The following is a 16,860-nucleotide window of genomic DNA, read 5'->3' on the forward strand; positions in this document are numbered from 1 at the left end:
GTGTCGGCTACCCGTTACGGCAGGGGGCGGATTCTATAGATATCATTTTGCTTTTAATACATAGCTTGCTTATTAATGTTTTGGTTAATTATGTTTTTCGGATAATTATCACGATGGAACGGAAAATAGTAAGACGATCCCTACTGACAATATGCTGTCAGGAGCCCTCTGGCAGACTCGCTGTGTTGATTTTTTAACGCAGAGGAACAGAGCATGAATACATTAGTGAATTGGTTTGAATTACCAGTACAGCAACTGGATCGCGCCGTGGCGTTTTATGAGCATGTATTAGGTGGGCAGTTTCGCCATGAGACCGTAGCCGGTATCGAGATGGCGGTTTTTCCGCATGTAAAACCCGCCACCGGCGGTGCGCTGGTAAAAGGGCCAATGTTCCAGCCGGCAAGCGGTGGTACAGTGGTTTACCTGGCGACAGCAAACCTTGCGGCTGCGCTGGAGCGCGTGCGTGAAAAGGGCGGTGAATGTTGTTTTGGCCCGGAAGTATTGCCGCAGGGCATCGGTACTATTGCCTTGATTATTGACAGTGAGGGTAACCGGGTTGGATTGCATCAACCCGCCTGAACCACTGATGCCCGTGCTGAATGCGCGGGCTTTTCTTCATCCGGATAAGTTATGAGCCGTCGTGCTGATCGATTGTTTCAGATAGTTCAGGTTCTGCGTACCCGACGTCGCGTGACGGCGGCGCTACTGGCCGAGCGGCTGGAGGTTTCTGAACGCACCATCTATCGCGACATTCGCGATTTGTCGCTCTCTGGCGTACCGATCCAGGGCGAAGCAGGCAGCGGTTATCGTTTACTGCCCGGTTTCGATTTGCCGCCGTTAATGTTTACCGGCCTTGAGGTTGAAGCATTAATTGCCGCTATCGGCATGTTGCAAACCTGGAGCGGTGATACGCTGGCACAAGCTGCCGGTTCGGCGCAGGAAAAACTTTTGGCGGTGCTGCCTTATGACAAACGCATTACGGCCGAACGCAACCGCATCGTTTCACCCAATTTTGATAAATACCCGCAGGTACGCGTCTGGTTTGATGTTATGCACCAGGCGATGCGACTGCATCAGGAGCTGCATCTGCATTATGAAGACGACAAAGGAATAGCCTCGGAGCGGGTGATCCATCCGTTAGGGTTGTCGTTTATGGGAAGTGTTTGGGTATTGGTGTCGTGGTGTACGTTACGTGATGACTATCGTTGTTTTCGTCTCGATCGCTGCACGTCGGTCACTTTTACTGGCAAGACATTTACGGAACGCGCGGACAGATCGATGCAGGCATTTGTTAACCTGCAGAAAGCGCGCTGGCAATAAAAAAGCCGACCATCGGGTCGGCTTTTATGCAATGCAGTGGGATTAGAAGTTGTAACCAACAACCAGGTAACCACCCCAACCGGTAGAACGCGCGCTGAAGTCGCCTGCGCCCCAGTTCAGCGTTGCATCGTCTTTGAACTGACCACCGTTATGCCAGTAACGCGCAACCACAGAGTAGTGCCAGTGATCGTAGCCCAGCGAGAGGATATGGCTGGAGGCAATGGAGTTGTTGGTACGCTGCTGCTCGCCGTTAACGTAGTAGCGGCTGTCGCCCAGTTTTGAACCCCAGTCAAAGTTGGTAAAACCGATATAGTTCAGCTGACCGCCCCACAGGCTGGTGATCGGCACGAAATATTTCACTTTGAAACGGTAGCCATCCCACTCGTTCTGGTTTGGCGCATCGTAGTTCTGCCACTGGTATTTCGCATAGACGTTCAGGGAGAGGCTCATCGGCAGACCGGTGTCGATATCGGTACCCAGACCCATGTACCAGGTGCTCTGGCGGCCGGAAGCGTTGCGACCCATGTCGTAAATGTAGTTGTTGGCGAAATACCACTCTTTGAACGGACCAAAGCTCAGATCGCTGCCGGTCAGTTTATCAATAGAGAAACGCGGCTCGATTTCCATAAACAGCGGCGAACCGTGGTTCCAGATCCCCTTCGCACCGGTGTTACCACCGAAGAAGACCGGCGCATCCAGGTAGCCGTAGAAATCAAACCAATCTTTCTTGGCGAACGCTTCATATTCCAGATAAGTATCGTTACGCGGAACAGGTCCGAAACGGGTGTGGTAGCTGCCCACCACGTTTACGCTCTGGTGCCACCAGTCGGAAACGTATTCAGGTTTGCTGTTATCCGCTGCGTTAGCAGTAAAAGAAGCGGAAAGCGCCAGAGCAGCACCGGCTGCGAGAATTGTTTTTTTCATCATTACGCCACTGATTGAGATCCCAGACGGGAGTGAAAGAAAGCACGCATGGAGTTTCTAAATGTTTCATATTTCTGCGCGCCTATTATAAGTATCCGCGTTCACAAAAATATGTGTTGTTTCACATTATTGACACACGCGTAATCGATTGCGTTCACGTTTGCGTGCAATAAACGACGGCGATTGTACTGGCATTTATCGATATTGCAAATTGGTGAATGTGATGAAGAGATGACAAAAAAGAAGAAAATGCATGACAGAGAGTAAGAAAGGGCGACAGCGTCGCCCCTGGGGTTACGGCAAATTGGTGGGCTGGATATCGTGAATGCGGACAAAGCCTAACTGCTCCGGTGTGATGCCGTTAAGTTGCAGCGGAATATCAACGTCGCTCGGCGCCAGCGTGCTGGCCGGTGCGTTAATCAGCTGGTTTTGTACATTCACTTCCTGGTAGTTCTCGGTGGTGCCCTGGATCTGACCCCACTCAACGGTTCCACTGAACGCCGGTAACGGATCGTTGGATTCGCCCTGGATCCGCAACACAACGCGGGTTCCCGCCGCATTCGGCGCGATATTTTGCAACGACATCCGCAGCATACCGATTTGGCTATTCAACCGGGCGGGCGTGTTGGCACCTGGCAGCAGGTAAACGCCGCTACCGGATTTGGCATTCAGCGTGTTCTGCTGGGTGATTTTCACCGTCTCTTTGTTCAGCTTGCTCATTTCATTATTTAGCGTGCTGACACTTTGATGGAGCTGGCGAACTTCGCTTTGCTGGGCGCAGGCACTGAGGGCAAAAAGGCTTCCCAGTAACAGGGTTCTTAGGTAACGTCTTGTCATTGTGTCTGTTTCCTTGGATAGGATCTTCTCTGTAATGGTAGATCGCAACGGCCTCGTTGCCATCGATCCATTGTCTCAAAAACGGTCTGCCTTTGTTGTCATGCCAGTTCAGGGTAAAATAGATTTCAGTTAACTCTAACGTCAGGACGCCGTATGCATTGCCCATTCTGTTTCGCCGTGGATACCAAAGTTATCGATTCTCGCCTGGTGGGTGAAGGTTCATCCGTTCGCCGTCGCCGGCAGTGCCTGGTCTGCAATGAACGTTTCACCACCTTTGAAGTGGCGGAGCTTGTGATGCCGCGCGTCGTGAAAAGTAATGATGTGCGTGAACCGTTCAATGAAGAGAAGCTGCGTCGTGGCATGTTAAAAGCGCTGGAAAAGCGCCCGGTCAGCGCGGACGACGTAGAAATGGCGTTAAATCACATTAAATCGCAACTTCGCGCAACTGGCGAACGGGAAGTGCCGAGTAAGATGATTGGCAATTTGGTGATGGAGCAGCTGAAAAAGCTCGATAAAGTGGCCTATGTCCGCTTTGCCTCCGTCTACCGTAGCTTTGAAGATATTCGCGAATTTGGCGAAGAGATCGCCCGTCTACAGGACTAATCATGCTTGACGAAATGTACATGGCGCGAGCGCTGAAACTGGCGCAGCGTGGGCGTTTTACCACTCACCCGAACCCGCGTGTCGGCTGCGTAATTGTCAATGACGGCAACATTGTCGGCGAAGGTTTTCATTACCGTGCTGGCGAACCGCACGCGGAAGTACATGCGTTGCGCATGGCGGGCGAACGGGCTCGCGGTGCGACGGCGTATGTCACGCTGGAACCTTGCAGCCATCACGGGCGTACGCCGCCATGCTGCGAAGCGCTGATTAATGCTGGTGTTGCGCGCGTGGTCGCCGCGATGCAGGATCCTAACCCGCAGGTGGCCGGACGCGGTTTGTATCGCTTGCAGCAAGAAGGTATTGAAGTCAGCCACGGGTTAATGATGAGTGAAGCTGAAGCGTTGAATAAAGGCTTTCTCAAACGTATGCGCACCGGGTTCCCTTACGTTCAGCTTAAACTGGGCGCGTCGCTTGATGGCCGTACCGCGATGGCCAGCGGCGAAAGTCAGTGGATCACCTCACCGCAGGCGCGCCGCGATGTACAGTTGCTACGCGCGCAGAGCCACGCGATCCTGACCAGTAGTGAAACGGTGCTGGCGGACGATCCGGCGCTGACCGTGCGCTGGGCAGAGTTAAACGCTGATACTCAGGCGCTTTACCCGCAGGAAAATTTGCGTCAACCGGTACGTATTGTCATCGACAGTCAGAACCGGGTGACACCGCAGCATCAGCTGGTCGGCCTGGCGGGAGAAACCTGGTTTGCCCGCACGCGAGCCGATGAACGCCAATGGCCTGAAAATGTGCGTGAAATTATCGTACCGGAACACAACGGCCACGCCGATCTGGTCATGCTGATGATGCTGCTCGGCAAACAGCAGATCAACAGTGTATGGGTCGAAGCGGGCGCGCACCTTGCCGGCGCGTTATTGCAGGCTGGCCTGGTGGACGAACTGATTGTCTACCTGGCACCTACACTGTTAGGCAGTGATGCGCGCGGTCTGTGCGTGCTGCCGGGGTTATCCGCCCTTGCGGACGCACCTCACTTTAAATTCAACGAGATACGTCAGGTTGGCCCGGATGTCTGCCTGCATCTCACTCATGCGTGATGCCTGCTGTAAAAGGGAAGCAGCGCGTAAAATATTATGCTAAAATCCGCCCCCCTGCGGGGTCCGAACTGAACCTGTGAAGGAAGTGTATGAACATTATTGAAGCCAACGTTGCTGCTCCGGACGCTCGCGTCGCCATCACCATTGCGCGTTTCAACAACTTCATCAATGACAGCCTGCTGGAAGGCGCGATTGATGCGCTGAAACGCATCGGTCAGGTGAAAGATAACAACATCACCGTTGTGTGGGTGCCTGGCGCTTATGAACTGCCGCTGGCGGCTGGTGCGCTGGCGAAAACCGGCAAATATGACGCGGTGATTGCACTTGGCACCGTGATTCGCGGTGGTACTGCGCACTTCGAATATGTTGCCGGCGGCGCAAGCAATGGTCTGGCGCATGTGGCCCAGGACAGCGAGATCCCGGTAGCTTTCGGTGTGCTAACCACTGAAAGTATTGAACAAGCCATCGAACGTGCTGGCACCAAAGCCGGTAATAAAGGTGCGGAAGCCGCACTGACCGCGCTTGAAATGATTAATGTATTGAAAGCCATCAAGGCCTGAATTTTGTAAGGGGAATTCCGTGAAACCTGCTGCTCGTCGCCGCGCCCGTGAGTGTGCCGTCCAGGCGCTCTACTCCTGGCAGTTGTCCCAGAACGACATCGCTGATGTTGAATACCAGTTCCTGGCAGAGCAAGACGTTAAAGACGTTGATATTCTGTACTTCCGTGAACTGTTGACCGGGGTGGCGACTAATAGCGCATATCTCGATGGCTTAATGAAGCCTTACCTGTCTCGTTTGCTCGAAGAGCTGGGCCAGGTCGAGAAAGCGGTATTGCGTATCGCACTGTTCGAATTGTCCAAACGTGATGATGTGCCATACAAAGTGGCGATCAACGAGGCGATCGAACTGGCAAAAACCTTCGGCGCTGAAGACAGCCACAAGTTTGTTAACGGCGTACTGGATAAAGCCGCACCTGCGATCCGCCCCCACAAGAAGTGATCCGCAAGCCGGAAGCTGGCGCTGCACTTTGCACGTCGGTTCCGGCTTTTTCTTTTTTCTACAGAGGTATAACGTATGGCATGCGGCGAATTTTCCCTGATTGCCCGTTATTTTGACCGCGTACGAAATTCCCGTCGCGATGTAGAAACTGGCATTGGCGACGACTGCGCGCTACTCAATGTTCCCGAAAAACAGACGTTGGCGATCAGCGTCGATACGCTGGTGGCGGGCAACCATTTTCTGCTGGATATCGATCCCGCCGATCTGGCGTACAAAGCGATAGCATCTAATCTCAGCGATTTGGCGGCGATGGGGGCCGATCCGGCGTGGTTAACGCTGGCCTTGACGCTACCCGAGGCGAATGAAGACTGGCTGCAAGCATTTAGCGACAGCCTGTTTGAACAGCTCAATTACTACGATATGCAACTGATCGGCGGCGACACCACGCGTGGCCCGCTGTCGATGACGATTGGCATTCATGGTTATGTGCCGGTTGGGCGGGCAATGAAACGTTCTGGCGCGAAGCCAGGTGACTGGATCTATGTCACCGGTACGCCGGGCGACAGCGCTGCCGGTCTGGCGATTTTGCAACAGCGTTTAGTCGTTGACGATAGCGCTGATGCGCAATATTTGCTTAAGCGCCACCTGCGCCCAACGCCGCGCGTATTGCAGGGGCAGGCGCTGCGTAACCTCGCAAGTTCTGCAATTGATCTCTCCGATGGCCTGATTTCTGACCTGGCACATGTGCTGAAAGCCAGCAGTTGCGGTGCGCGTATCGATCTGAATGCATTGCCGTTTTCCGACGCCATTCGCCGCCATGTCACACCGGATCAGGCGCTACGCTGGGCGCTTTCTGGCGGGGAAGATTACGAATTATGCTTTACCGTGCCGGAGCTGAACCGCGGTGCGCTGGATGTCGCGATTGGTCAGTTGGGCGCGCCTTTTACCTGTATCGGGCAGATCAGTGCGGATATTGAAGGGCTGCATTTCACCCGCGACGGCAAAGCCGTGACGCTTGACTGGAAAGGATATGACCACTTTGCCGCGCACTAAAGATGTGGCTAAAAGCCGTCTTAACTTACGCAACCCCTGGCATTTGCTGGCTACCGGTTTTGGCAGCGGTTTAAGCCCAATCGTTCCGGGAACTATGGGATCGCTGGCGTCGATTCCTTTCTGGTGGGCAATGACCTTTTTGCCCTGGCAGCTTTACTCGCTGCTGGTGATGCTTGGGATCTCGCTTGGCGTTTACCTCTGCCACCAGACGGCAAAAGACATGGGGGTGCACGATCACGGCAGTATTGTCTGGGATGAGTTCATCGGCATGTGGATTACGCTGATGGCGCTACCGACCAATGACTGGCAGTGGGTCGCCGTGGGATTTGTGCTATTCCGTATTCTGGACATGTGGAAGCCGTGGCCGATCCGCTGGTTTGATCGCAATGTGCACGGCGGAATGGGGATAATGGTGGATGATATTGTCGCCGGGATCATTGCCGCCGGGCTGCTCTATTTGATAGGCCATCACTGGCCTATCGGGCTTATCTGAACCTCTCCCTCTCCCTGCGGGAGAGGGCGCTTTCGCGTTTACTTAAAGCCAACCAGCGGATGCGGTTGATACGGCGTCTCCAGCTCGGCTATTTGCTCTGGCTTCAGCGTTAAATCCACCGCGCCCAGCAAGTCATCCAACTGTTCTTCACGCGATGTACCGATAATTGGTGCGGCAACACCGGGTTTACTCAGCAGCCACGCCAGCGCGACCTGCGCGCGCGATGCGCCAATCTCTTCTGCCACACCCGCCAGCCGTTCGGCGATCTGCGCATCGTTCTCATCCGTTTCGCTGTACAGCGTTTTGCCGAATTCATCCGACCCCAGACGCGCAGTGGTTTCACCCCACGGACGTGTTAAACGACCGCGCGCCAGCGGGCTCCACGGAATAATCGCCACGCCCTCTTTGTAGCACAGCGGCAGCATTTCGCGCTCTTCCTCGCGGTAGATAAGATTGTAGTGATCTTGCATGGTGACAAAACGCGCCCAGCCGTTTTGCTCCTGTAACGTTAACGCCTGGGCAAATTGGCGGGCATGCATTGACGATGCGCCGATATAGCGCGCCTTACCGGCTTTTACTACCTCGTCCAGCGCTTCCAGCGTCTCTTCGATGGGGGTGGTGTAATCCCAGCGATGGATTTGCAGTAAATCCACATATTCCATGCCAAGACGCCGCAGGCTGTCATCAATAGAACGCAAAATTTGCGCGCGTGACAGGCCTTCGGGCAGATCGCCAACCTGGTGATAGACTTTGGTCGCCACCACCACTTCATCGCGGCGGGCGAAATCGCGCAGCGCCCGGCCAACAATCTCTTCGCTGCTGCCGTCCGAGTAGCTATTTGCGGTATCGAAAAAGTTGATACCGCCTTCCAGTGCGCGTTTGATGATGGGTCGGCTGCTTTCTTCAGGCAATGTCCAGGCGTGTTTACCGCGATCCGGTTCGCCAAACGTCATGCAGCCCAGACAAAGGCGGGAAACCTTCAGGTCTGTTTTTCCTAATGTGTTGTATTGCATGGTTCCACTCCTGCTTGTCAAAACGTACGTTTAAGCATAGCAGGAGCGGATGGGGGAGGGTCAGGCAAGCCAGTTTCTGATGTGGGATTCAATACCGGCGGCGTCCAGCCCCAGTTCAGCGCGGGCTTCATCCTGCGTGCCTTGCGGGATAAAGAAATCCGGCAGTCCAAGATTCAGCACCGGTACTGGTTTGCGGTTAGCCATCAGCACCTCATTCACGCCGCTACCTGCGCCACCGATAATGGCGTTTTCTTCCAGCGTAACCAGTGATTCATGGCGCGCGGCGGTTTCCAGAATCAGCGCGTCATCCAGCGGTTTGGCAAAACGCATATCGATAAGCGTGGCGTTTAGCGCTTCGGCGGCTTTTTCCGCCTCCGGCAACAGCGTACCAAAGTTAAGGATCGCCACTTTTTCGCCACGGCGTTTCACCACTCCTTTACCAATGGGCATTTTTTCCAACGGTTGTAGCGGCACACCAACGGCATTACCGCGCGGGTAACGCACCGCGCTTGGCCCGTCTGCGTAGTGGTAGCCGGTAAACAGCATTTGGCGACATTCGTTCTCGTCGCTCGGTGTCATCACCACCATTCCCGGGATGCAGCGCAGATAAGAGATATCAAACGCGCCCTGGTGGGTTTGACCGTCTGCGCCAACGATCCCGGCGCGGTCGATAGCGAACAGCACCGGCAGCTTTTGGATGGCCACATCATGAATGACCTGATCGTAGGCGCGTTGCAGGAAGGTGGAGTAAATCGCCACTACCGGCTTGTAGCCGCCAATCGCCAGCCCGGCGGCAAACGTCACCGCATGCTGTTCGGCAATCGCCACATCAAAGTATTGATCCGGGTATTTGCGCGAGAACTCGACCATCCCGGAACCTTCACGCATCGCTGGCGTGATCGCCATCAACTTGCTGTCTTTGGCGGCGGTTTCGCACAGCCAGTCGCCGAAAATCTTCGAATAGCTCGGCATGCCGCCGCTGCTTTTTGGCAGCGTTCCGCTGGTCGGATCGAATTTCGGTACCGCGTGGAAGGTGATCGGATCTTTTTCGGCTGGTTCATAACCGCGCCCTTTTTTGGTCATGATATGCAGGAACTGCGGGCCTTTCAGATCGCGCATATTACGTAGCGTCTGCACCAAACCCAGCACATCGTGACCGTCTACCGGACCGATATAGTTAAAGCCCAGCTCTTCAAACAGCGTACCCGGCACCACCATACCTTTGATGTGCTCTTCGGTGCGCTTAATCAGCTCTTTAATCGGCGGTACGCCAGAAAGCACTTTCTTGCCGCCTTCGCGCAGCGTGGAGTAGAGCTTGCCGGAGAGCAACTGCGCCAGGTGATTATTCAGCGCGCCGACATTTTCAGAAATCGACATTTCGTTGTCGTTTAATACCACCAGCATATCCGGGCGAATATCACCCGCGTGGTTCATGGCTTCAAACGCCATGCCTGCGGTGATCGCACCATCACCAATCACACAGACGGTGCGGCGCTGTTTGCCCTCTTTCGCCGCCGCGACGGCAACGCCAATGCCAGCACTAATTGAGGTCGATGAATGGCCGACACTCAGCACGTCGTATTCGCTTTCGCCGCGCCAGGGAAAAGGGTGCAGCCCGTTTTTCTGCCGGATGGTGCCGATTTTGTCACGGCGTCCGGTCAGAATTTTATGCGGATACGCCTGGTGGCCCACGTCCCAGATCAGCTGATCAAACGGCGTGTTGTAGACGTAATGTAGCGCGACGGTCAATTCAACCGTGCCAAGCCCGGAGGCGAAGTGCCCGCTGGAGCGGCTCACGCTGTCGAGAAGGTAGCGGCGCAATTCGTCGCATAACTTCGGCAGACTCTCTTTCGGCAGCAGGCGCAACTCTTGCGTGGTATCAACCAGCGCCAGCGTCGGGTATTTGGCTATATCAAAACTCATCAGAGACTCATCGTGGTGTTTTCGTTATTTATCACGCTGGATTATGTAATTTGCCAGTGCTTCCAGTGCCGTCGTATCCAGCGACTGTGCCGCAAGCAAGCTTAAAGCTTGCCGGGCGTCGTCAATCAGGTCGCGGGCTTTTGTCCGGGCTTGCTCAAGGCCCAGTAGTGCAGGATAGGTGCTTTTCCCCAGTTGCTGATCAGCGCCCTGGCGTTTGCCAAGCGTCGCAGTATCGCCGACAACATCCAGAATGTCATCCTGAACCTGGAACGCCAGACCAATGCATTCCGCGTAGCGATCAAGCAGCGGCAGGGCTTCGCGGCCCTTATCACCTGCGCTTAGCGCGCCCATTCGGACTGCTGCGCGAATCAGCGCCCCGGTTTTGTGGCGGTGGATCTGCTCAAGCTCAGCCAGCGAAACCCGCTTGCCTTCTGCTGCAAGATCCAGCGCCTGCCCGCCGCACATTCCGGCAACGCCGCTGGCGTGAGCCAGTTCCGAAACCATTGCCAGACGGTCACGCGCATCGACATCTGCCATTGGTGCATCCGCAAGAATGGAGAAAGCCAGAGTTTGTAACGCATCACCCGCGAGGATGGCGCTGGCTTCACCAAACTTAATATGGCATGTCGGTAAACCCCGACGGAGATCGTCATCATCCATGGCCGGCAGATCGTCGTGGATCAACGAGTAAGCGTGAATACACTCCACGGCTGCTGCGGGTGCATCCAGCGTTTGCTGGCTAACGCCAAACATGGTCCCCGTGGCGTAAACCAAAAAAGGGCGCAGGCGTTTACCGCCTAATAATGCGCCATAGGAAATGGCCTCAACTAGAGGAGTGTTCTGAAAGGGCAGGGGCGCGATAAATCGGCGCAGCGCGTCATTGGCCTGAGAAACACAGGCCTGTAGCTGTTGATCGAAACCCATTTATTCAGCGTCCGGGGCAAAAGGCGTGAGTGGAGCCTCTTGTGAGTCGGAGAGCAGGATCTGCACGCGCTGTTCTGCTTGCTGGAGTTTTACCTGCCCCTGGCGCGCCAGCTGCACGCCGCGTTCGAATTCATTGAGCGCCTCTTCAAGCGGAAGATCGCCGCTTTCAAGACGAGTGACAATCTGTTCCAGTTCGCTTAGCGCTGTTTCAAAACTGGCCGGTGCGTCGTTTTTCTTTGGCATAGTGAATGTCTGACTCTTCTATTGTTCTGGCTCAACTTAGCTATGGTAGCGAAGTCGCGGCGCTTAGCAAATAACGCGCAATGGTAATGCAATGTGCGCAGCTTTATTGCGATGGTGGTATACTTCCGCGCCTGGATGCAGCCGCGGGTATGGGCTGCTGTATTATTTTCCTCTACAGGCCCAGCCGGGCTTGCCAACGAACCATTGCCGCCATGAAGTTTATCATTAAATTGTTCCCGGAAATCACCATCAAAAGCCAATCTGTGCGTTTGCGCTTTATTAAAATTTTGACCGGGAACATTCGTAACGTTCTGAAGCAGTACGACGAGACCCTCGCCGTTGTCCGCCACTGGGATCATATCGAAGTGCGCGCCAAAGATGAAAATCAGCGCCTGGCTATTCGCGACGCGCTGACCCGTATTCCGGGCATCCATCATATTCTCGAAGTGGAAGATGTACCGTTCACCTCGCTGCACGATATTTTTGAGAAAGCGCTGGTGCAGTACCGCGAGCAGATTGAGGGTAAAACCTTCTGCGTGCGCGTTAAACGCCGCGGCAAGCATGAGTTTAGCTCAATTGAAGTTGAACGTTATGTTGGCGGTGGTCTGAACCAGCATGTTGAATCTGCGCGTGTCAAACTGACTCACCCGGATGTGACGGTGAATCTGGAGATTGAAGATGATCGCCTGCTGTTGGTGAAAGGCCGCTATGAAGGCATCGGCGGTTTCCCGATCGGCACCCAGGAAGATGTGCTGTCGCTCATCTCCGGCGGTTTCGACTCCGGCGTTTCCAGCTATATGCTGATGCGCCGCGGTTGCCGCGTACACTACTGCTTCTTTAATCTGGGCGGGGCGGCGCATGAAATTGGCGTTCGCCAGGTGGCGCATTATCTGTGGAACCGCTTCGGTAGTTCCCACCGCGTACGTTTTGTAGCGATCAACTTTGAGCCAGTAGTGGGTGAGATCCTCGAAAAAGTGGATGACGGCCAGATGGGCGTGGTGTTGAAACGCATGATGGTGCGTGCAGCATCAAAAGTGGCTGAGCGCTATGGCGTGCAAGCGCTGGTGACCGGTGAAGCGCTGGGCCAGGTTTCCAGCCAGACGCTGACTAACCTGCGTTTGATTGACAACGTTTCTGACACGCTAGTTCTGCGCCCGCTGATCTCTTACGACAAAGAGCACATCATCGATCTCGCGCGTGAAATCGGTACTGAAGATTTTGCCCGTACCATGCCGGAATATTGCGGTGTGATCTCGAAAAGCCCAACTGTCAAAGCGGTAAAAGCGAAGATCGAAGCGGAGGAAGAGCATTTCGACTTCTCCATCCTTGAAAAAGTGGTCGCTGAAGCGAGCAATATCGATATCCGTGAAATTGCCCAGCAGACGCAGGAAACGGTTGTTGAAGTCGAAACGGTAACCGGTTTTGGCCCGAACGATGTGATCCTGGATATCCGCTCTATTGATGAACAGGATGATAAGCCGCTGAAGCTGGAAGGGATCGACGTGGTTTCGCTGCCGTTCTATAAACTGAGTACGAAGTTTGGCGACCTCGATCAGAGCAAAAACTGGTTGCTGTGGTGCGAGCGCGGTGTGATGAGCCGTCTGCAGGCGCTCTATTTGCGTGAGCAGGGCTTTGCCAATGTGAAGGTTTACCGCCCGTAAAAAATGCGGGCGAGCTCTGTCTCTTGTCAGCGATGTTGTTCACACTGCAGGCCCGGTACGCGTAAGCGCCACCGGGCTTTTTTATTACTAACGGAAAACCACGACACGCAGACACATTGAGCGAGCGCGCCATATTATCTTTGGATTTCAATCTTACCGGACGGGTAGATACGTATTTTTAAGGTGGGAGACGCGCCCTTCAAAGGCAGGATCAATGCCGCCTTCTCTGGAAGGCGGATGTTTATTCAGGCTTCGTAGTAGTTATAAATTCCGGCAGCCATCACCAGCTGTGACGCTACTTCGTGCGCTTTTTCTCGCCCCACCAGCAGGTCAATAATCTTCAGACCAAAATCGATGGCGGTGCCTGGCCCCTGGCTGGTGAGTAGATTGACGCGCGGATCCCACACGACGCGTTTATCCTGCCACTGTTCGGCGGGAATGGTCTCTTTCAGACCGGGAAAACCGGTCATGTTGCCAAGCGGAAAAATTTCATGCGGCACTAGCACGGTGCCCGCTGCCGCACAAATTGCAGCAACAATACGACCCGAGAGGTGAAACTGGCGCACGGTTTCCACCAGTAACGGACTATCGCGAAAATATTCCGCCCCTTTCAGGCCGCCGGGCAGCACAATCACGTCGTAATCGCCATCTGCTACTTCAACTAACGGCGCATCCGCCAGCAGTTTTACGCCGCGTGAGCAGGTAATGACCTGGTTGCCATCGCTAGCGACACTAGCGGTAGTGACGGCAATTCCGCCACGAACCAGCAGATCGATAGTGGTGACGGCTTCGGTCTCTTCACTACCAGGGGCGAGACATATCAGAGCTGATGCGCTCATACTCACTCTCCTTACGTTTAATCATTTCATACAGACGGGCGTTTTCCGGCACTGCGATACCGTGCGCGCGGGCGCGTCTGAGCAGGTAACCCGTAATATAATCGCACTCGGTATGGCGCATCGCGCGTACGTCCTGCAGCATAGATGAGATATTTTCTGCCGTGTTTTCAATAATCTGATTCACGTAGCTCAGCAAATCATCGGCAGAGATATGGTGCCCTTCGCGTTCAATCACGGCAGCAACCTCATGCGTGACCTTTTGGATCTCCTCCGGGAAAGCACGCAGATCGCCATTTTTACAGTCATGCAGCGCGGTTAACGGGTTGATGACGCAATTCACTGCCAGCTTACGCCACAGCGCCGGACGAATCGTGTTATGCCAGGCAACGTCCGGCAGCACATCTTGCAGGATGTCGGCCAGATAGCTGAACTCGCCATCTTGTTGCCGCGCCGGGCCAATGTGCGTGGTGCCGCTGGCAACATGCACAATAACGTTGCCATCGCGGCGCGCAGCGTGAGTCGTGGTACCAATCAGTAAAGGATTCGCCAGCGCTTTCAGCTCTTCGACGGTGCCCATGCCGTTGTGCAGCAGCAATACGGGTGTGGAAGGCGAGAGTGTTGCCGCCAGCCCTTTCACCGCGTCGGAAACTTGCCACGCTTTTAACGTCACCAGCAATAAATCGCTACGCGCCAGGAATTCAGGATCGTTGGCCGTCAGGGATTCGTTAAATATTGAGCCGTCTTCATCAACGACATTCACACTGCAAAATGGCTGTGGAAAGCGCAACCAACCCTGTACTTCATGTCCCTTTTTACACAACGCGGTTAACCACACTTGCCCTAAAGCACCGCATCCGAGTACGGTAATTCTCATTTATCCTCCTCACCTGCAACGTCGCCAGGTGTTGCTTTCACCATTATAGCGCTGTCGGCTAAGCTTCCCGTATTACAAGTTGAGTTATGCCTCGTTGCGGGTATTATGCAACGCAACAAATGCAGAGGGAGAAGAAAAGATGCCATCTTTCGATATCGTTTCCGAAGTTGAAATGCGTGAAGTGCAAAACGGCGTTGAGAATGCGACCCGTGAAGTAGGGACTCGTTTTGATTTTCGCAACGTTGAAGCCACGTTTGAACTGAACGAAGAGAAACAGACCATTAAGGTTTTGAGCGAATCCGATTTCCAGGTTAACCAACTGCTGGATATTTTACGCGCTAAATTGCTGAAACGCGGCATTGAAGGGGCGTCTCTGGACGTACCGGAAGAGTTTGTTCACAGCGGCAAGACCTGGTTTGTGGAAGCAAAGCTGAAACAGGGCATTGATGCGGCAACGGCGAAAAAAATCATCAAGCTGATTAAAGACAGCAAGCTGAAAGTGCAGGCGCAGATTCAGGGCGAAGAGATTCGTGTGACCGGGAAATCCCGTGATGACTTGCAGTCCGTCATGGCGCTGGTGCGCGGCGGTAATCTTGGTCAGCCGTTCCAGTTCAAAAACTTCCGCGATTAATGCGTGCGCTCTCTCCCTGGTAGGGAGAGAGCAGAATCGCGAACTTAACCTGCTATCGCTTGTTCGACGTCAAAACGGTTGGTCACTTTACTGTCGATTTTGACGTAAGCGCTGCGCTCCTCAGCAACCACCAACACTTCACTCACGCCTTCTTTTGCCAGTAAACGCTGCTGCAGCGCTTCATTGATGGTGACATTTTCCGGGATCGCGATGCGTAAACTGCTGACATAGGGCGGTTCCTGCATGGTGCCCGCGACAAGCAGCCAAACCATCGCCAGCAATGCGCCGGCAAGAAAGACTGTTTGCGAGTCAAACAGGCCATCTACCCAGCCGCCGAGCGCACCGCCAATTGCCACGCCGATAAACTGGCTGGTGGAGTAAATGCCCATCGCCGTGCCTTTATAACCCGCAGGTGCTTCTTTGCTGATTAACGACGGCAATAACGCTTCCATCAGGTTAAAGGCGAGGAAAAAGATCTGTACGCCAATGACGATTTCCCAGAAATGCGGCCCCGCGCCCCACAACACGATTTCAGCAATCAGCAGCAGCGCCACGCAGAACACGAAAACGCGCTTCATGCGGCGTTTCACTTCGGCGTAGATAATAAACGGCACCACAGAAACGAAAGAGATAAGCATGGTGACAAGGTAGATTTTCCAGTGATTCGGCGCGAGGAAACCGGCGGCTTCAAGTTGCCCAGGCAGGGCCACGAATGTCGACATCAGCAGGATATGCAGGCACATAATGCCAAAGTTGAGCTTCAGCAGTTTCGGGTTGACCATCACCATCTGGAAACAGTCTTTCACCATGCCGGATTCGCGGTTACGCACGTGTCGCTGGCTGTCTGGCACGACCCACACGGTTAACGCAATGCCGACAGTTGCCAGCCCGGCAATCATCCAGAACAGCGCATGTAAACCCAACTGGTGCGTGATAATCGGGCCGAGCACCATGGCAATAGCGAAGGTGACGCCAAAGCTGACACCGATAAAGGCCATCGCTTTGGTGCGGTTCTGTTCGCGGGTGAGATCGGAGAGAAGCGCCATGACGGCGGCGGCGATGGCGCCGGAGCCTTGCAACGCGCGGCCAAGAATAATGCCCCAGATAGAATCGGAAAGCGCGGCAATCACGCTACCGGCGACAAAAATCGCTAACCCACCGACGATAAGAGGCTTGCGGCCGATACGGTCAGAAAGCAAGCCAAAGGGAATTTGAAACACGGCCTGTGCGAGGCCATAAATACCAATCGCCAGACCGATCAGTGCTTCACTGGCACCCTGCAGCGCCATACCGTAAGTGGTCAGAACGGGCAGGACCATAAACATGCCAAGCATGCGCAGTGAGAATACAGTCCCTAAACCCCAGGTGGCGCGCAACTCGCCTGGTGTCATTTTATAATCGTTCATTACCACCTCAA

19 protein-coding genes are annotated in these 16,860 nt (G+C 54.3%); 10 read left to right on the forward strand and 9 right to left on the reverse strand.

The annotated features are described in order from the left end of the window. The first annotated feature begins 213 nt into the window (after positions 1-213). Positions 214-579: a VOC family protein gene (locus E0L21_RS12900; protein WP_131410064.1), complete on the forward strand. Its 366-nt coding sequence runs from the start codon at positions 214-216 to the stop codon at positions 577-579. A 51-nt stretch (positions 580-630) separates the two neighbouring features. After that, complete coding sequence (locus E0L21_RS12905; RefSeq protein ID WP_131410066.1) at positions 631-1,320, forward strand: helix-turn-helix transcriptional regulator; 690 nt, start codon at positions 631-633, stop codon at positions 1,318-1,320. Between the two features lie 42 nt (positions 1,321-1,362). Here E0L21_RS12905 and E0L21_RS12910 read toward each other — a convergent pair whose 3' ends face one another. Both E0L21_RS12910 and E0L21_RS12915 read right to left on the reverse strand, forming a co-directional pair. After that, entirely contained in the window at positions 1,363-2,244 is an 882-nt protein-coding gene (locus tag E0L21_RS12910) for a nucleoside-specific channel-forming protein Tsx (RefSeq protein WP_131410068.1), read from the reverse strand. A gap of 294 nt (positions 2,245-2,538) precedes the next feature. Next, on the reverse strand, positions 2,539-3,081 hold the full coding sequence (locus E0L21_RS12915; protein ID WP_131410070.1) for a SadB/YajI family lipoprotein: 543 nt from the start codon (positions 3,079-3,081) through the stop codon (positions 2,539-2,541). A 153-nt stretch (positions 3,082-3,234) separates the two neighbouring features. On the opposite strand from E0L21_RS12915, the gene nrdR reads away from it, so the two are divergent. From nrdR to pgpA, 6 genes are all read left to right on the forward strand, one after another. Further along, the gene (gene nrdR / locus E0L21_RS12920; RefSeq protein WP_017458860.1) at positions 3,235-3,684 is read left to right on the forward strand and encodes a transcriptional regulator NrdR; all 450 of its coding nucleotides are present in this window, start codon (positions 3,235-3,237) and stop codon (positions 3,682-3,684) included. Between the two features lie 2 nt (positions 3,685-3,686). After that, on the forward strand, positions 3,687-4,790 hold the full coding sequence (ribD, locus tag E0L21_RS12925) for a bifunctional diaminohydroxyphosphoribosylaminopyrimidine deaminase/5-amino-6-(5-phosphoribosylamino)uracil reductase RibD (RefSeq protein WP_131410071.1): 1,104 nt from the start codon (positions 3,687-3,689) through the stop codon (positions 4,788-4,790). 89 nt (positions 4,791-4,879) lie between these two features. Continuing rightward, a complete protein-coding gene (gene ribH / locus E0L21_RS12930; protein ID WP_065369181.1) occupies positions 4,880-5,350 on the forward strand; it encodes a 6,7-dimethyl-8-ribityllumazine synthase in 471 nt (156 codons plus the stop codon). Between the two features lie 19 nt (positions 5,351-5,369). Beyond that, the gene (nusB, locus tag E0L21_RS12935; protein ID WP_131410073.1) at positions 5,370-5,789 is read left to right on the forward strand and encodes a transcription antitermination factor NusB; all 420 of its coding nucleotides are present in this window, start codon (positions 5,370-5,372) and stop codon (positions 5,787-5,789) included. Positions 5,790-5,864: 75 nt separating this feature from the next. Then, positions 5,865-6,842 (forward strand): thiamine-phosphate kinase, encoded by a 978-nt coding sequence (thiL, locus tag E0L21_RS12940; RefSeq protein WP_131410075.1) that lies wholly within the window; start codon positions 5,865-5,867, stop codon positions 6,840-6,842. Then, on the forward strand, positions 6,820-7,335 hold the full coding sequence (pgpA, locus tag E0L21_RS12945; RefSeq protein WP_131410077.1) for a phosphatidylglycerophosphatase A: 516 nt from the start codon (positions 6,820-6,822) through the stop codon (positions 7,333-7,335). The genes thiL and pgpA overlap by 23 nt, the downstream gene beginning before the upstream one ends. A 38-nt stretch (positions 7,336-7,373) precedes the next feature. Here pgpA and E0L21_RS12950 read toward each other — a convergent pair whose 3' ends face one another. The 4 genes from E0L21_RS12950 to xseB are packed head-to-tail and all read right to left on the reverse strand — an operon-like array spanning position 7,374 to position 11,438. Then, entirely contained in the window at positions 7,374-8,348 is a 975-nt protein-coding gene (locus E0L21_RS12950; RefSeq protein WP_131410079.1) for an aldo/keto reductase, read from the reverse strand. A 60-nt stretch (positions 8,349-8,408) separates the two neighbouring features. Further along, positions 8,409-10,271: a 1-deoxy-D-xylulose-5-phosphate synthase gene (gene dxs, locus E0L21_RS12955; protein ID WP_131410081.1), complete on the reverse strand. Its 1,863-nt coding sequence runs from the start codon at positions 10,269-10,271 to the stop codon at positions 8,409-8,411. A 24-nt stretch (positions 10,272-10,295) separates the two neighbouring features. Beyond that, positions 10,296-11,195 carry a (2E,6E)-farnesyl diphosphate synthase gene (ispA, locus tag E0L21_RS12960; RefSeq protein WP_131410083.1) on the reverse strand — a complete coding sequence of 300 codons (900 nt, stop codon included), beginning with the start codon at positions 11,193-11,195 and terminating at the stop codon, positions 10,296-10,298. Next, positions 11,196-11,438, reverse strand: a complete 243-nt coding sequence (xseB, locus tag E0L21_RS12965; protein ID WP_017458869.1) for an exodeoxyribonuclease VII small subunit — start codon at positions 11,436-11,438, stop codon at positions 11,196-11,198. A 212-nt stretch (positions 11,439-11,650) separates the two neighbouring features. On the opposite strand from xseB, the gene thiI reads away from it, so the two are divergent. After that, positions 11,651-13,099, forward strand: coding sequence for a tRNA uracil 4-sulfurtransferase ThiI (gene thiI, locus E0L21_RS12970; RefSeq protein WP_131410085.1), 1,449 nt, complete (start codon positions 11,651-11,653; stop codon positions 13,097-13,099). A 245-nt stretch (positions 13,100-13,344) separates the two neighbouring features. On the opposite strand, the gene yajL is transcribed toward thiI, so the two are convergent. Both yajL and panE read right to left on the reverse strand, forming a co-directional pair. Beyond that, positions 13,345-13,938: a protein deglycase YajL gene (yajL, locus tag E0L21_RS12975; protein WP_131410087.1), complete on the reverse strand. Its 594-nt coding sequence runs from the start codon at positions 13,936-13,938 to the stop codon at positions 13,345-13,347. Beyond that, on the reverse strand, positions 13,901-14,812 hold the full coding sequence (gene panE, locus E0L21_RS12980) for a 2-dehydropantoate 2-reductase (protein WP_131410089.1): 912 nt from the start codon (positions 14,810-14,812) through the stop codon (positions 13,901-13,903). The genes yajL and panE overlap by 38 nt, the downstream gene beginning before the upstream one ends. A gap of 139 nt (positions 14,813-14,951) precedes the next feature. Here panE and E0L21_RS12985 point away from each other — a divergent pair, with 139 nt between their 5' ends. Then, positions 14,952-15,443 (forward strand): YajQ family cyclic di-GMP-binding protein, encoded by a 492-nt coding sequence (locus E0L21_RS12985; RefSeq protein ID WP_020456765.1) that lies wholly within the window; start codon positions 14,952-14,954, stop codon positions 15,441-15,443. Positions 15,444-15,487: 44 nt separating this feature from the next. On the opposite strand, the gene E0L21_RS12990 is transcribed toward E0L21_RS12985, so the two are convergent. Beyond that, on the reverse strand, positions 15,488-16,849 hold the full coding sequence (locus E0L21_RS12990) for an MFS transporter (protein ID WP_131410091.1): 1,362 nt from the start codon (positions 16,847-16,849) through the stop codon (positions 15,488-15,490). Positions 16,850-16,860 lie beyond the last annotated feature (11 nt).

The organism is Kosakonia quasisacchari, assembly GCF_004331415.1.
Lineage (GTDB): Bacteria > Pseudomonadota > Gammaproteobacteria > Enterobacterales > Enterobacteriaceae > Kosakonia > Kosakonia quasisacchari.

Bases quoted from the DNA above. Each gene is read 5' to 3' on its own strand.
- E0L21_RS12900 (WP_131410064.1), top strand. From the start codon at position 214: ATGAATACATTAGTGAATTGGTTTGAATTACCAGTACAGCAACTGGAT.
- E0L21_RS12905 (WP_131410066.1), top strand. From the start codon at position 631: ATGAGCCGTCGTGCTGATCGATTGTTTCAGATAGTTCAGGTTCTGCGT.
- E0L21_RS12910 (WP_131410068.1), bottom strand. From the start codon at position 2,244: ATGAAAAAAACAATTCTCGCAGCCGGTGCTGCTCTGGCGCTTTCCGCT.
- E0L21_RS12915 (WP_131410070.1), bottom strand. From the start codon at position 3,081: ATGACAAGACGTTACCTAAGAACCCTGTTACTGGGAAGCCTTTTTGCC.
- nrdR (WP_017458860.1), top strand. From the start codon at position 3,235: ATGCATTGCCCATTCTGTTTCGCCGTGGATACCAAAGTTATCGATTCT.
- ribD (WP_131410071.1), top strand. From the start codon at position 3,687: ATGCTTGACGAAATGTACATGGCGCGAGCGCTGAAACTGGCGCAGCGT.
- ribH (WP_065369181.1), top strand. From the start codon at position 4,880: ATGAACATTATTGAAGCCAACGTTGCTGCTCCGGACGCTCGCGTCGCC.
- thiL (WP_131410075.1), top strand. From the start codon at position 5,865: ATGGCATGCGGCGAATTTTCCCTGATTGCCCGTTATTTTGACCGCGTA.
- pgpA (WP_131410077.1), top strand. From the start codon at position 6,820: ATGACCACTTTGCCGCGCACTAAAGATGTGGCTAAAAGCCGTCTTAAC.
- E0L21_RS12950 (WP_131410079.1), bottom strand. From the start codon at position 8,348: ATGCAATACAACACATTAGGAAAAACAGACCTGAAGGTTTCCCGCCTT.
- dxs (WP_131410081.1), bottom strand. From the start codon at position 10,271: ATGAGTTTTGATATAGCCAAATACCCGACGCTGGCGCTGGTTGATACC.
- ispA (WP_131410083.1), bottom strand. From the start codon at position 11,195: ATGGGTTTCGATCAACAGCTACAGGCCTGTGTTTCTCAGGCCAATGAC.
- xseB (WP_017458869.1), bottom strand. From the start codon at position 11,438: ATGCCAAAGAAAAACGACGCACCGGCCAGTTTTGAAACAGCGCTAAGC.
- thiI (WP_131410085.1), top strand. From the start codon at position 11,651: ATGAAGTTTATCATTAAATTGTTCCCGGAAATCACCATCAAAAGCCAA.
- yajL (WP_131410087.1), bottom strand. From the start codon at position 13,938: ATGAGCGCATCAGCTCTGATATGTCTCGCCCCTGGTAGTGAAGAGACC.
- panE (WP_131410089.1), bottom strand. From the start codon at position 14,812: ATGAGAATTACCGTACTCGGATGCGGTGCTTTAGGGCAAGTGTGGTTA.
- E0L21_RS12985 (WP_020456765.1), top strand. From the start codon at position 14,952: ATGCCATCTTTCGATATCGTTTCCGAAGTTGAAATGCGTGAAGTGCAA.
- E0L21_RS12990 (WP_131410091.1), bottom strand. From the start codon at position 16,849: ATGAACGATTATAAAATGACACCAGGCGAGTTGCGCGCCACCTGGGGT.